Consider the following 13998-nt stretch of genomic DNA (forward strand, 5'->3'; position numbering starts at 1 on the left):
CGGGGGAGGCCGGTACGGTGTGCCGGTGACTTCCGCTTCTCGCCCTGGTTGGCATGGCATCCCGCCGAGCGCGGACCGTTATGTACCTCCGCTGCAGCTCGACGCACCCGGCAGGCCGGCGACGGAGCCGGAGAAAGCACCAGCACTGTGGGTTGAGCTGGAGTACCCGGACGGGCGGAAGCAGACGGTGAAGGGCTTTGGGATGGCGTGGACGCCTGACGCGGTGTACGCCCAATGGGTGGAGTTCTCCCGGGCTCGTGAGGCGTGGGTGCGGCCTGATCAGTGCCGGCGGCGTGAGATCCCGGTAAAGAATCGTTCCGGTACCTGAGCTTCAGGAGGCTGTGCACGGCCACCGCTTGCTCGAGGTGAGCTATCCGTGTCGGTGTGGTGGTGGCTGTGCGCAGGCGGGGGAGTGGTTCCTGCTGTCCATCCTGGGTGCGGGACAAGCAGCGAAGCGTGGGGGAGCTTGTGCCGTGCCCCTGTGGGCAGGAGGCCCGGCAAGGAACAACAACAGATCAGTGGCTCTTGATCTTGTTGTCCTTACGGGCCTTGGCACGAGGACCTAGGATCACCCCAGCGCACAGAGCGAGCGTGATCCCCACAACGATTGCAATCTCCACGGCTGAACCCTCACGTCGATGACGGCACTGCGCCGGCCCGTGAGGAGGCGATCCGTACGGGTCGGCACAGCGGACCCCAAGTTCACCACGCCAATAAACCTATGGCGAGGGTCAAGATCCTGTGGCCGTTCATGCGGCGGTCCAGAACAACCGTTGATGCTCGTTTTCATCCTCGATCGGTGGCTGCCAGTACTCGTCCACCTCGGCGTCGTACAGCTCGTGCTCGTCGAGCTGGGGGACAAGGTGCCGATCGAGCCATGCGTGCCAGGCGGCGCGTTCCTTGCGGTAGCGAGTGAGCTGGGCTTCGCGGTCCTCGGTGGCACCGAGACGGTCCGCAAGCTGGGCGAGGTTGGTCGTGGCCACGAGTTCCCAACGACCATGGTGCCGGCGAATCATCTGCAGGGACTCCATGCGAGCGAGATGGCCGGTGAGAGCCCGGCGTGAGATGCCGGTGATGCGGGTCAGATCCGCGGTAGTGGGGGAGTGGCGGCCGCGTTCGATGGCCTCGAAGGCGAGGGCTGAGACGTCCCCGAGGACCCGAAAAACGGGCCGGATGGCGTGGATCTTGCCCCTACGCCAGGTGAGATCCCGGGCAAGCTGCTCGAAGTGCTGGGGGAGTTGTACGGCGTAGGTGTCGGCGTTGCGGCCCCGTCCGCGGTCAATGCGGGTCAGGATGCCTGCTGATGCGCGCTCCAGGACAGGCAGGAGGCGCGCGATGGTGTCGTGGTTCTTGCCAAGGGCCAGTGCGAAGGTACGGCATCCGACGTCGAGGATGTTCGTTTCCATAGTCCGCATGTACGCCAGCACGGCACGAATGAGGAATCGGAGACTGATACCTTCCCTGCCCCGTTCCATGAACCGGTAATCGAGCAACCCGTAAAGGACGTTCTCAAGATCGTTCACGAGCTGATGGATCGAGAGCTGGCTGAGCTGGGAACCCTGGTGCGTGACGGGTTTGGGGCTGCCCCCCGTGAGTGAAGTAGGGCTTGTGTCGTATTTGTGCGCAGTCTTCTTCCCTGTGCGCTGGGAGGGGTGTTTCGCTGGCGCCGTGGTGGCAGTGAAGGCTTGGGCTTTGGCCCATTCGACGGGCAGGAGCCGGTCGGTCTTGGTGCCATAGAGAGCGGCGAGGCCGGTGAACTGGCCGGCCATGCCGGCGCGTACCTGGTCGAGGGTCCAACGGCAGGCGACGAAGTGGTTCAGGACCGCCATGCGGACCTCTGAATCGCTGGCGTAGCGGCTGGTGTCGTAGAGCCCGGTGCGGGCCACGACGCGCAGCGGGCGCTCACTGCCGGCCGTAGGTGCTGCGCCACGGTTGGCGACGGCATGCACAGCTGCAGTCGCGGTCGCTGCGCGTATGTCTGCTCGGCGCTTCTGCTCGGCGCGGTACAGCTCCGGCGCCAAGGCCCTACGCAGCGCGGATACCGCGCTGGCGGGGTTGCGGCGGGTGAGGATGCCGTAGGCATCCGTCAGCGGCGTGACCAGGCGTTGGTGGCCACCGGACTTATGCGCAGATCCGGGGACGCGGATGCAGCCGTGGACGACGTTCTGGTGCGGGCTCGGGTCAAGACTGACGGCGTGGCACCCGAGGGCCTCCACGAGCTGCCGTGCCTCGGCCGCGGTGAGGGGTTCCTGCAGCGGCACGTACAGGTGCCGGCCGCCGCTGGGGGAGGTGTCCTCCACATAGGCGAGGCCGGCGGCGTGCAGGAGGGCCCCGAGGCGTCGCGCATCGTCGTCGACGACCGTTTTGCGGGCCTTCGAGGTGTCGAGGTCAAGGCACAGGGTGCGGACAGAGCCGTCGACGTCGTGCAGCATGACCGCCGCCGGCCGAGGAGGGAGTGTCCTGGTGATGGGCAGGGGAGTGCCGGGCTGCGGGTACTGGAACCGGCCATCCTTCCACCGCCCAAGACGGTAGAACGGCTGCCCCGCAATCAGCGGTGCAAGGACCCATACCGCATCACAGTGGGAATCGTCACGGCGTGGCGCGGCATAAAGAGCTGGAGGTGCTTCAAGCACTCGGTGTACACTTTCAACTAAGGGTACGACCTGAAAAGGACGCACTCGGTAGAGCTCCTCACCGGCAGTCTTGGCGGATAAGACGGTGGGAAGCTTGAATAACTTGATACGAAGGCCCGCCGGCTAGGCGGGCCTTCCTCGTTTAACTGGCCTTTTCGAAGGGCAGCGCCTCCTGGTTGCCGATGTGTTCTGCGCGCAACGCCGCAATCAGCGCCTGCGACTTCTCGGTGAGGAACGGCCCGGGCTTCATGCCCATCTCAGCAGTGATCTGCTGAAGAACTTCGAACTCTTCCGGGCTGAGCTGAACCGCGACGGTATGGCGTGGGCCGTAGCCCTTGCTGGGACGTCCGATCTTTCGCTGCGCAGTCATAGCCCCACTCTGCCAAGGATTTTTATTTAAACCAGCACCTCGACGCGGCGTGTCGCAGTCCACTATTTTGCTCATCACAGGCCCATGTCCTGGAACTGGTGTCCTACGACGTCCCATTGGCCGTCGTGCTTCTCGAGGTAGATGGTGACGATCTGCCGTCCGGTGGTCGTGAGATCGGCGCCGTCGCGGCTGATCCACCGCCAACTGACGTCGTAGGCACGGATGGCCTTGTCGTCGGCTACGTCCTGGGAGACGTCGCCGGGGGCGGGGACGATCGAGGGTGCGCTGTAGGCCTGGTGTTCGGCTGGTTTCAGCCATTCGCCTTGTGCACCGTTGCGCTCCGGTTCGACCTGGTTGGTCGCCCACTCATTGCTCATCAGCGGCATCGCTCGGATCGCGGCTGCTGTCTGCGTTGTATCGGTCGTGGTGTCCCACGAATGCAGCATGAGGGCGGCAACCTCGGCCGTGGACACGACGTCAGTGCGGTCGGCGTCGGCCGGCGTGGTGAAGGTGCCGTTGCCGGCTATCTCGTCGGTGGCCGCTGTCGTGTAGGAGCCCTCGTACGCGGTCGTGGGCGTCGAATCGGGCGTCGATCCTGCTTGGCCCTCGTTGCTGCTGCAGGCCACCGCTGAGAGCGTCAGGGGCAATGCCAGGCACAGTGCGGCCGTGATCCTGCGGGATTGGTGCCTGACGCGGTGTGTGGGTCGGTGGTGCGTGGTGGGCGGGGTCATGGTGCTGGCCACGCGCCTTTCTCTTTGAGGATCGGTTCCGGGTCGATGTTGTAACCCTCATACGGGTAGGTGACCTCGGGGGCTTCGGGTGTGTAGATCTCGAAATGTAGATGTGTAGGAATGCTGCCAAGGCTTGCCTTGTTGCCTTCGGTGCCGATGATGTCGCCGCGTTCGAGCTTGTCGCCCTTCTCCACGGAGTAGGCGTTGAGGTGGCAGAACGCGAACCCGAAGTCGGGGTCGTCGCCGTCCTCCTTGGCGATCACGCACCCGTCTTTGTCGTTGAACCCGGTGATGCGCAAATCCGTGGGTGCGACGACGGGCCCGCCGTCGCGGTAGCCGGCTCCGGGGCTCGAGAGGTCCACTCCGACGTGGTCCTGCGCCCAGGCGGGCAGCCCGGGGACGTTGCGTTTGCCGTACCCGGAGGTGAAGACGCCCCTGGGTAGGGGAGTGGTCCACTCGCCGTCTCCAAGGTCCCCGTCCCATGGTTTACCGCCGGTGGGTGCTGTGCAGTCCATGGAGAACCCGCTCTGTGCGGAGTCGAGGATGGCACTGACGTACTTCTGCGTCTCCTGATACGGCGGAATCCCCTTGTACTGCTGCACGGCCCCAGGTCCGGCGTTGTACGCGGCGAGGGTGAGCTGCACGAGCAGGTTCGCATCATTACCCGCGACCCCCTGCACCTCGGTTTTCAGGGCGGCCATGTACCGTCCGTAGGCGGGAATGGCGTCCTTCGCGGAAAACGGGTCGCCTCCGTTGCCGTAGGCGGCCCACGTCGCGGGCATGAACTGGGCGACACCCTGGGCGCCGACCGGACTGGTGGCGTCCTCGCTCCACCCGGACTCCTGACTCAACTGCGCGGCGACGACACTGGCAGGCAGGCCCGCCTCTTTCGCCGCCGCCTCGACCAGGGGCCCCCACCCGTTCGGGACGGCCTGCAGGGCACCGGGCTTCGCACCTCCATCCTCGGACACGCCCTCGGAAACGACACACGACGCCCGTTGGAGCTGGTTGGCCTCCTCGTCCTCGGCAATGCCGGCAACAAGCATCGTCATGGCCACGACCGCACCGACGGGCACGACGGTAAGGGCGGCGATGCCGCACCCAATGGCTTTACCCCCTGCCATGCCTTCCTAACCCCTGCGCTGGAACCGAACGTGAGACCGAATGTGAAACCGAACCTGAGACCGGACGTGAGAGTGAACGTGAGAGTCAATGACCGCGCGTTAGAGCTGGTCGGTGAGGGCTGCTGTGGCTTCCTCGTAGGCCATGCGTGTGGAGGGGTTCAGCGCTTCGTAATCGAAGTCCTGGCCTTCCTGCAGGGACCGGTCGAACGGTACGACGACGACGGCCGCGAGACCGATGCTCTCCCCGTATTCCTTCAGCTGGGCGAGGCGCTCTGCGCTCGGCTGCACGGTGTTCGTGATGACCAGGATGGAGCGTGCGAACTTAGCGGCGTGGCCCTGGGCTTTGACGCCCTCAATGGTCGCCTCAAGGAGCCGGAAATCGTCGGCCTTGTTCTGGGTGACGAACACGAGCGAGTCCGCGACGTCCACTGCGGCCCGCCAGGTCGATGCCTGGGCGGAGTTGCCGGTGTCGAGCAGGATCAGGTTGTAGAGCGAGAGCAGCACGTCATGCGCGGCCTTCACAGAGGTTCCGTCGACACGGCGCCGGTCAGCGCCCTCGGGCGGGGACGCAAGGACGTGGATCCTGTCATCGCCCTGAGGCCGGATGTAGCGCACGAGGTCACTGGTGCGCCGCGTAACGGTGCCGAGGTTCCGGATCAAGTCCAGGGTGGTGCGGTCGTGGGAGCCTGCAACGGCCCGCTCACCCAGGGTGCCCTGGTTCTCGTTGAACTCACCCGCGAGGATGTTCCCTCCACGGATCCGCCCGTAGGTTGCGGCCAGGTGGTACGCCACGGTGGTCTTCGTCGCCCCGCCCTTGAGCTGGACAACGGCCATGGTGCAGTGGGTCTCCAGCGGGCGCTGGATCCGTGCCCGCCGCTCACGGCTTGCCTGCTCTGCAGGGGACGCGGCGAGCTTGGCTTTGAACGTGGCGTTCAGCCAGCCCCGGAACCCCTCACGTGCCGGCGCTGCCGCCTTCTCGGCCTTCACCTCGGGGCGCAGCTTGATCCGGGCATCCCCTGGCTCCACCTGAACAGTGACTGGGACAGGCTGTGATGCCGCTGATGCCGCTGACACCTCTGATCCATGTGACACCGGGGCCGGTTCGGGGGAAGCCGTTGGGGGAATGTCAGGGATCTGCTTGACCGCCGGCTGAGGTGCCTGGCGTGATGCCTGCGGTTCCGCTGCTTCGGGCTGAGCATCCTCGATCACAGGAAGGCTGGCCACAGAAGTGGGGTCCACGTCTGCTGTAACAGGACGCTCAGCCTGACGTCCTGCCGGGCGTTCGGGCTGGCTTGCAGGTGTTGCCTGGGTTGGGCGGGGGGTGGTTCGGCGTGGTGGCCGCTTCTTCACGGGCACGCTGGCGTCTGCTTCGACAGAACCGTCCTCATTGACGATGAGGTGGGTCTGCGGCTGCGTCGTCGAGGACGGATCGTAGGCGGTGACCTTCACGGGGCGGCTGAGGTCGCCTGCCGTGCTGGCGAGGAAGCCGATCGCTTCCGGCATGGACCCGAAGGTCTGGTCGACTCCATCGATGGTGACGCTCACTGTGTCGTCGTCGCCGATGGTCGCCGTGCATACCGGCCTGGTCAGTGCTTCCGCCGTCATCATGTCCCCTCAGTCTTCTGGTGGATCGTTCTCGGTATCTGGCTCGGTACCTGGTTCCGGCGCAGATTTGGGGCCAGGCGTGTTGTAGTGCGCCTCGAGGTGGTCCTTGATGTCGTCGCGGAAGATGATCCATGTCCCGCCGAGTCTGATTGCAGGTATCCGGCCATCGCGCAGCCATCGGTACGTCACTGTCTTGTCGGATAGACCAAGAACGTCAGTGAGCTGGTCGACACTGAGTCGCGGGGGCAGATCAGCGAAAAGTACATCGAGTGCTCTAGACACAAGGACCACTCCAGTCCCCATGCAGGGAACAGTACCCTAGGTTACGCCTCGATTCACTTTCGGTCACTTCAGTTGACATAATGGCTCTCCAGTTCTCTGCGGTGCGTTAGGATGATCGCAGTCGAGTCTATGGGAAGCCGTCGGGGGCATAGCTAAATGAACAATCGTTGGGGCGACTTCGTCACGCGCGAGCCCGTCGAGGCGCCCGTCGTGACGGAGACCGAAATTCGGGACGCTGTTGAGGTTTTACGCGGTGTCGCCGGTCCGCAGCAGGGCATTCTTGGCCTCGCTGCAGGCGAGGGTATGGCCCGGTTTATCACCGACAACCCCGAGGTCTTCTGGCTTGGAGTGCACGGGGGAGCCGGTGAGAACACCATGGCCGACCTCCTGGGCGGGGTTCCCTGCCACCATCGCTGGCCCTCCCGCTCGGATGCTGTCCCGACCACTGACCTGTCGGCGCCGCCGGCCGATGTCTTTCTCGTCGCCCGGCAGAACCACCGGGGCCTGAAAGCCGCGCAGCTCGCAGCCCGTGACTGGGCCGCCGGCTCACATCCCACCATCACCCTGCGCGGCCTCATCGTGATCGCGGACGCACCCGGCAAGACGCCCAAGGCCCTGCATAACCTGACCCGCATCACCGCCGGCGGCGTCCCACAGACGTGGACGCTGCCGTGGATAGAAGAGCTTCGGCTCCACGGCACGGTCGACCCCGAGTCGCTGGCCCGCGAGCCAAGGAAAGTCCTCACCAGTCTCAGTGAGGTCATCGATCACCTTAATTCTGGAAGGAATTAGAACCATGCAGCTGCTCCTCCTCGCACAGGACGTCATGATCAACGCGAACACCCTGCCCGACAGCGCGCCCCTAGCCCCTCCCGGGATCGGCGACGCCTGGAACCGGATGGTCGGTGTCGGCAAGTGGATCGCCCTGGGCATCTGCGTCCTCGGCCTCCTCGTCGTCGGCGGCAAGATGGCGTTCGACTCCAGCCGCGGCGAAACCACGCAGGAGATCTCCGGCATCATCAAAATCGTCCTCGCCGTCGCCCTCATCTCCGGCGGAGCCTCACTGCTGACCTTCATCTCCGGCGGCGGCGCAGCCTAGCCACCCTGCAGAATCAGCCCTACCTACAGGAGTAGTCATGGCCGAAACCGAAGAAACCGAGAACGTCTGGTGGGCTGCACCCCGCTTCCTCATGTCAGCGGTTGCCGTCCTGCTGCTCATCATCGTCGGGATCATCCTCTTCGTCTGGGTCGGCAACGACGACGAATCCGAGGCCGCACCACCAGCTCAGACACAGGCGGCCACACCTACACCATCTGCGTCGGCAACTTCATCGGACGAGTCCGTGTGCGGCCTGGGTGCCACCGGAGGGACCACCCTGACCTCTGCGCCTGAGAACGTTGAGTGGGAGTTCCTTGGTGGAATTGCAGCACCCAAGTCCGCCGATCATGGCCCAGGTGTTGTGGACGAGCAGACTGGTGTCCGCTCCTGCTACTCCCACACCCCCGAAGGGGCACTTGTCGCCATGGTGGGACTGCTCGCCTCATCGGGCGATGATGCGTTGTTCTTGGAAACCACCAAAGCTCTTTCACTCGAAGGCCCTGGCAAAGACATCGGTCTTGAGCGGATTGAGCAGCGAATAGCCTCCGATGCCGGCCCGACTCCTCCAATCAAGATCGAAGGCTTCCGCCTTCTGTCTTACACGGAAGATAAGGCAACAGTGGAGGTTGCCTACTCTGGTGACTCCGGCGAGGGACTTGTCTACTTCACCACCTCTGGCGTCATGGAGTGGCACGAGGGTGACTGGTACGTGAGGTACAAGGACGACGGTTCGAGTGGGCCTGTTCAGGGTCAGATTTCCGACCTGTCGGGCTACATTCCTTGGGGTCCCAACAGTGGCTGAGGTTGCTAAGAACGAATGCAACTTTGGGGATCTCGGATGCAACGTCGGCAATGGCATTTCAGACGCTCTTACCGGTGCAGCAGGTAACGCGATTGAAGCGATGGCTGATGCCGTTCAGGCGGCGTTGGTTGCGACGATCGCCCAGCTCGGCACGCTGTGGACGACGATCGACGCGGGCAATCTGACGACTGGAGCCACTGGTTCCGCTGATGCTCCCGCGGGGGGTGCGTTCGATGATCAGGTTGCCACGATCCTCGGTTATGCGACGTGGATCGGGCTTGGTATTAGTACGATCGCGATCATCTTGTTGGGAATCACTCTGGTGACGAATGCTCGCCGTGGTGATGGTGCGGGCCTGGTGAACACCGCGACCATCGTGTTTGGTGGGGCTGCCCTCGTTGGTGGAGCCACCTCTCTGGTCGGCTACATCGTTCCTCGACGCGCAGCCTCGTCGGCTCCGGCCGTGGGCTTCGTGCAGGATCAGACGTTCTATCTGACTCTCGCTTTGGCTGCTATCAGCATGATCGTCGCCGGCGTCCGCATGGTGTGGTCACAGCGGGCCGAACCGGCACAGGACCTCCTCAAGGGACTCCTGACGCTGGCCATCGTGACAGCCTCCGGTGTCGCCCTCCTCAACGTGCTCCTCGGAGCTACCGACGCTCTGGCGGAGCAAATCATCCAGGCTGGTGTCGGAGACGACTTCCAAGCTGATGTGCAGATGCTTCTGGGCATGGAAGACACGGGCGCCTCCAGCGCGACCTTCCTGATGGGCAATCAGATGCTCATCATCGTCGGCGGGCTGCTTGCCGTGCTGGTGAACATCGTGCAGATCATGCTCATGGTGCTCCGGACGGCGATGCTGTTCCTCATTGCTGGTGTCCTGCCCCTGTCGGCGGCTTTCATGAACACCGAAACGGGTAAGAGCTGGTTCAGCAAAATCATTGCGTGGACCCTCGCCTTCGCGTTCTACAAGCCAGCTGCCGCACTGATTTACGCGACCGGCATCCAGATGACGACCGCTGGCTTGTTCTCCGGTCAGGCTCTCCTGCAGTTCTCCGCGGGCCTCATGCTGATCCTCGCGTCTGTTGTGGCTCTGCCGGTCCTCATCGGCTTCCTCAGCCCGGCGCTGGGCGCCATGGCGTCCTCCGGTGGTGGCGGTGGGGCCGCCATGGGCTTCGCAGCACTGGGCGCAGCAATCCCGCAGGGTGCGTCCCGCACTCCGCGTGGAGGACAGGGGTTCGGTAGCCAGGCACCACCTCAGGGGCCTCCGGCGAAGTCGGGGACCTCGGGCAACTCGTCGTCCGCTCCGAAGGGCGGCGGGGACGGTAGCGGTGACGGTGCTGCACCGAAGGGCGCAGACGTGACCGGTGGCGGTTCGAAAGCAGTGCCGACTGAGTCAGCAGCAAGTACCACGGCTGGGGCTGGCAGTACCGCTGGTGCAGGCGCTGGTGCGGCGGCTGGTGGCAGTGCTGCAGCTGGAGCGGCTGCGGCCGTGCCTCCCGTAGCTGCAGCAATGGTTGCTGGGCAGGCGATTAAGAAGGGCAGCGAGGCCGTCCAGGGTGCTGTCCAGGAAGGTGCTCAAACCGGTTCGGGCAGTGGACAGGGCGGTTCGAATAGCCTTCCGAAGGCTTCACCACCGTCAGCTGCGGAGTCGGGGGCTAAGCCTTCGGCTCAGGGCGCTATTCCGCCCCAGACAGCCGGAGGGCCGGCGGGTGCGCGAGCAGCTGGACCCAAGGGTGCATCCAGTGCGGCTGGCCCGGCGGGCGCTGCGCTGAGTCAGGGAGCTGCGCAGCTCCAAAAGCAGGCGCAGCAGTTGAAGAACGAAGTCTCGAACAATACTGGGAACGAGGACCGCACTGATGGCGCACACCGACGCTAAGACCCCCGACGTCCGACCACGCATCTACGGCAACTACCGGTTGCCGACGAGCAAGGGTCTGGCCGGGCTGTCGACGGCCGGCACCATGATCTTGATCCTCGGCGTCGTCGTCGGCGTGGTCCTGATGATGCTCGGCCAGTGGATGGGAGCCCTGATCTTCGAGCTGCTGATTGGAGTGCTGATCCTCCTGTCGATGCAGAAGAACAAGCACGGCCGCACGATGATCGAGCGCATCATGCGCCGCTTCGGGTGGATGAACGCCCGCTACGCCGGGGCGAACGTGTACCGGGCGGGACCGATCAGCCGTGTTCCCTCCGGGACGACGCAGCTGCCTGGTATCTCGGCTCGCTCGACCATCAGCGAGCACACCGACGGCTACGGCCGCCCGTTCGCCCTGCTGCACATCCCGGTGAAGAACCACTACACCGTGGTGCTCGGTTCCGAGCCGGACGGTGGCGGCATGGTCGACCAGGAGCAGATCAACCGGTGGGTCGACCGGTGGTCGCACTGGCTGGGCATGCTCACCGACGAGCCCGGTCTGATTGCCGCGTCCGCGACGATCGAGACCGCACCGGATTCCGGGTTCCGGCTCGCCCGTAAGGTCGAGAACCGGATGGACCCGAACGCACCGGCGTTCGCCCGCGACATCATGAATGAAACCGTGCGTGCCCTTCCCACCGGTGCGACCGTCACGCGTGCGTACATCGCGGTGACGTTCAAGGCGACGCTGCGCCCGGGCGGGAAGATCCGCAAAGCCGATGAGGTCGCCAACGACCTCGCGGCCCGGCTGCCGAACCTGACCCTGAGCCTGGGTGACACCGGGGCCGGCGTCTCGACCCCCTTGTCCGCGCAGGAGCTGTGCGAGGTCATCCGCGTGGCGTACGACCCTGCGGAGGCGATCCTGTTCGACCGCGCCCACGCAGACGGTAAGGCACCGATGTTGGACTGGAACGAGGTCGGCCCGCAGGCCGCTGACGCGTTCTGGGACAGCTACCACCACAACAACGCGTGGTCGAAGACCTGGGCGATGTCAGTGCCCCCTCGATCCACCATTCAGGCGAACGTGCTGCAGTCCCTCGTCGCGCCGACCCCTGAGGTCGTCCGCAAGCGCGTGACGATGCTCTACCGTCCGATCGACCCGGCGCGAGCTGCGCAGCTGGTCGAGAACGACGTCAACACCGCGACCTTCAACGCCTCATCACGGAACCGCGCGACGTCGCGGGACAGCCGTGAGACGCGGGCCGCGAAAGCGACGGCGGAGGAGGAAGCCGATGGAGCAGGTCTGCTGAACTTCGCGATGATCGTCACCGCGACGGTCCGTCACAAGGAGGACCTGCCCGAAGCCGAGGCCGCGATCGAGAACCTCGGCGCATCCGCTCGTATCCGCCTCGAGGAGGCTTACGGGGCGCAGGACTCCACCTTCGCCGCCGGCCTGCCGCTGGGCATCGTCATTCCCGACCACCTGGCACTGCCCAAGACTGTAAGGGACGCACTCTGATGGCCGCACTCAACCCATCTGCAGGTTCCTTCAACGCTGCGGGTTCATCCAACCCGGGGCAGGTTCCTGACGGAGCATGGGCCCGCGTTCTCGCGAAACTCAGTACAGGCCGGTCAACGAACGCTCCTGCGAAAGCGAAGGGCCGAGCCAAGAGCGGTACGAAGGCTGCGACGAATGCGAGGAAAGCTCGGACGGGCAGCACTGCGGTCAAGGCCCCCATGCGTCCAGGGCCTCGCGGGTTCAAGGGCCGTGGGATGGGTGAGGCGCAGCTGCTGCACCCGGTGAAGGAGATGCGCGGCACGAACTATCAGGTGTGCGGTCTGTACCCGTTCCCGATGGGCGGCGGCGCACCCCTGGAAGGTGTGCCGCTGGGACGGAACCTGCTCTCGAACGAGCCGGTGTGCTGCGACCCGATTTCGTGGTTCCAGAACGTCCGCCTGATTTCGAACCCGTCCGCGTTCGTCATGGCGAACCCCGGCCTGGGGAAGTCCTCGCTGCTGCGCCGCATGGCGATCGGCCTGTGCGCGTTCGGGGTGAACCCCATGATCCTCGGGGACATCAAGGGCGAGCACATCGACATGATCGAAAAGCTCGGCGGCAAGGGCCTCCCTTTGGGCCGCGGTATCGGCCACATCAACCCCCTCGATGATGCCGGCGCCCTAGAAGCTGCGACCCGGCTCTCCCCCGTGAAGCGGGAGGAACTGCTCACCGAACTGCACGCACGACGTCGTGGACTCATTGCCGCTCTCATTGCCATCCTGCGCAAAAAACCCCTCGATGAGCGTGAGGAGTCGATCCTTGACCGGTGCTTGATGGTCCTCGAGGCGGAGCACAACCTCGCTGGCACTGTTCCCCTCATGGACGATCTGCGGACTGTCCTGAAAGCACGTCCGGCGCAGGTGCGCGAGGTGGCTTTGGATCGTGGCAGCAACGAGCGGTACGACACGATCACCGAGGGTCTGGAGTCCTCGCTGAACTCCCTCTGCGGGGCTGGCGCGTTCGGTGACATGTTCTCCAAGCAGTCCACTCACAAGATCGACGCGACGACGCCGATGGCGTTCGACCTCTCCCGGATCTCGCAGGCCGAGAACGATCTGCGGGCGGCAACACTCATGGCGTGCTGGTCTGCCGGGTTCGGGACCGTCACCACCTCGAACATGCTCGCTGACGACGGCGTGATCGAGCGCCAGCGATTCCTGGTGATACTCGATGAGCTGTGGAACACCCTCGCGGCCGGTCCCGGCATCGTGGATCAGGTCAACGCCCTCACCCGTCTGAACCGTGAGTGGGGCGTCGGGCAGATCATGGCGTCCCACACTCCCTCTGACCTCAAAGCGGTCAAGGACGAAGCGGACCGGCACAAGGCCCAGGGCATCATGGACCGCTGCGGCATCAAGATCCTCGGCGGTCTCCCCCGCTCCGAAATGACACTGCTCACCCAGTCCGTGCCGTTGAGCAACCGGGAGCAGGAACAGCTCGCCGCATGGCAGGACCCTCCCGCCTGGAACCGGGCCGGCGACGACGCCATGCGCTACACCAACGACGACGTGTTCCGGCGCACCGATCAGTCGTTCACGGACGACGAGCTGGCCGCGTGGCTCAAGGACGACGACAACGCCGCCTGGTACAACGACGACCGGACCACCCAGCCCCCACCAGGGCAGGGCAAGTTCTTCATCAAGGTCGGCTCCCGGGCCGGCATCCCGTTCTCAATGGAGTTCACCCCCACCGAGCGCCGGTCGCGAGTCCACGACACCGAGAAGAAGTGGCACAAGGCCAAGAGCCGCGCCGCAGAGGAACGAGGCGAGCTGTGAGCTCACTGGACCGCAAGCACACAGCCGGCCTCGGCGGGGAGACCGGCCTGCTGGTCGTCCTCATCCTTCTCGTCGGCGTCCCCGGAGCCCTCTACGGGCTGAACACCCTCGGACACCAACTCGAGCCACGCCCGGACGGTATCCCGACCGGGTTCTGGCCA

General features: G+C 64.9%; 12 protein-coding genes. 6 read left to right on the forward strand and 6 right to left on the reverse strand.

Features of this window, described 5'->3' with window-relative positions; all coding sequences use genetic code 11:
* Positions 1 to 749 precede the first annotated feature (749 nt).
* The 6 genes from ACX80U_RS17715 to ACX80U_RS17740 form a co-directional block, all read right to left on the reverse strand.
* Positions 750 to 2432 carry a hypothetical protein gene (locus tag ACX80U_RS17715; RefSeq protein WP_133083219.1) on the reverse strand — a complete coding sequence of 561 codons (1683 nt, stop codon included), beginning with the start codon at positions 2430 to 2432 and terminating at the stop codon, positions 750 to 752.
* A gap of 343 nt (positions 2433 to 2775) precedes the next feature.
* A complete protein-coding gene (locus ACX80U_RS17720; protein ID WP_133083218.1) occupies positions 2776 to 3003 on the reverse strand; it encodes a hypothetical protein in 228 nt (75 codons plus the stop codon).
* Between the two features lie 74 nt (positions 3004 to 3077).
* Positions 3078 to 3746 (reverse strand): hypothetical protein, encoded by a 669-nt coding sequence (locus ACX80U_RS17725; protein ID WP_459269393.1) that lies wholly within the window; start codon positions 3744 to 3746, stop codon positions 3078 to 3080.
* On the reverse strand, positions 3731 to 4858 hold the full coding sequence (locus ACX80U_RS17730; RefSeq protein WP_133083217.1) for a transglycosylase SLT domain-containing protein: 1128 nt from the start codon (positions 4856 to 4858) through the stop codon (positions 3731 to 3733). The genes ACX80U_RS17725 and ACX80U_RS17730 overlap by 16 nt, the downstream gene beginning before the upstream one ends.
* 99 nt (positions 4859 to 4957) lie before the next feature.
* Complete coding sequence (locus ACX80U_RS17735; protein WP_133083216.1) at positions 4958 to 6466, reverse strand: hypothetical protein; 1509 nt, start codon at positions 6464 to 6466, stop codon at positions 4958 to 4960.
* A 6-nt stretch (positions 6467 to 6472) separates the two neighbouring features.
* Entirely contained in the window at positions 6473 to 6766 is a 294-nt protein-coding gene (locus ACX80U_RS17740) for a helix-turn-helix domain-containing protein (RefSeq protein WP_104118446.1), read from the reverse strand.
* A 189-nt stretch (positions 6767 to 6955) separates the two neighbouring features.
* Between ACX80U_RS17740 and ACX80U_RS17745 the strand changes: the two genes are divergently transcribed.
* The 6 genes from ACX80U_RS17745 to ACX80U_RS17770 all read left to right on the forward strand — a co-directional run bounded on the left by ACX80U_RS17745 (position 6956) and on the right by ACX80U_RS17770 (position 13837).
* Positions 6956 to 7537: a DUF6668 family protein gene (locus tag ACX80U_RS17745; protein WP_459269394.1), complete on the forward strand. Its 582-nt coding sequence runs from the start codon at positions 6956 to 6958 to the stop codon at positions 7535 to 7537.
* A 4-nt stretch (positions 7538 to 7541) separates the two neighbouring features.
* Entirely contained in the window at positions 7542 to 7844 is a 303-nt protein-coding gene (locus ACX80U_RS17750) for a hypothetical protein (protein WP_104118448.1), read from the forward strand.
* Between the two features lie 37 nt (positions 7845 to 7881).
* Entirely contained in the window at positions 7882 to 8646 is a 765-nt protein-coding gene (locus ACX80U_RS17755) for a hypothetical protein (RefSeq protein ID WP_104118449.1), read from the forward strand.
* A complete protein-coding gene (locus tag ACX80U_RS17760) occupies positions 8639 to 10525 on the forward strand; it encodes a hypothetical protein (RefSeq protein WP_459269395.1) in 1887 nt (628 codons plus the stop codon). The genes ACX80U_RS17755 and ACX80U_RS17760 overlap by 8 nt, the downstream gene beginning before the upstream one ends.
* Positions 10506 to 12023 carry an SCO6880 family protein gene (locus ACX80U_RS17765; protein ID WP_181036464.1) on the forward strand — a complete coding sequence of 506 codons (1518 nt, stop codon included), beginning with the start codon at positions 10506 to 10508 and terminating at the stop codon, positions 12021 to 12023. The genes ACX80U_RS17760 and ACX80U_RS17765 overlap by 20 nt, the downstream gene beginning before the upstream one ends.
* A 254-nt stretch (positions 12024 to 12277) precedes the next feature.
* The gene (locus ACX80U_RS17770; protein WP_459269396.1) at positions 12278 to 13837 is read left to right on the forward strand and encodes an ATP/GTP-binding protein; all 1560 of its coding nucleotides are present in this window, start codon (positions 12278 to 12280) and stop codon (positions 13835 to 13837) included.
* The last annotated feature ends 161 nt before the right edge of the window (positions 13838 to 13998 follow it).

The sequence above is a fragment of the Arthrobacter sp. TmT3-37 genome, from assembly GCF_054510835.1.

Coding starts and splice junctions, on each gene's coding strand:
- ACX80U_RS17715 (WP_133083219.1), bottom strand. CDS start 2,432: ATGCTGCACGACGTCGACGGCTCTGTCCGCACCCTGTGCCTTGACCTC.
- ACX80U_RS17720 (WP_133083218.1), bottom strand. CDS start 3,003: ATGACTGCGCAGCGAAAGATCGGACGTCCCAGCAAGGGCTACGGCCCA.
- ACX80U_RS17730 (WP_133083217.1), bottom strand. CDS start 4,858: ATGGCAGGGGGTAAAGCCATTGGGTGCGGCATCGCCGCCCTTACCGTC.
- ACX80U_RS17735 (WP_133083216.1), bottom strand. CDS start 6,466: ATGATGACGGCGGAAGCACTGACCAGGCCGGTATGCACGGCGACCATC.
- ACX80U_RS17740 (WP_104118446.1), bottom strand. CDS start 6,766: ATGGGGACTGGAGTGGTCCTTGTGTCTAGAGCACTCGATGTACTTTTC.
- ACX80U_RS17750 (WP_104118448.1), top strand. CDS start 7,542: ATGCAGCTGCTCCTCCTCGCACAGGACGTCATGATCAACGCGAACACC.
- ACX80U_RS17755 (WP_104118449.1), top strand. CDS start 7,882: ATGGCCGAAACCGAAGAAACCGAGAACGTCTGGTGGGCTGCACCCCGC.
- ACX80U_RS17765 (WP_181036464.1), top strand. CDS start 10,506: ATGGCGCACACCGACGCTAAGACCCCCGACGTCCGACCACGCATCTAC.
- ACX80U_RS17770 (WP_459269396.1), top strand. CDS start 12,278: ATGGGTGAGGCGCAGCTGCTGCACCCGGTGAAGGAGATGCGCGGCACG.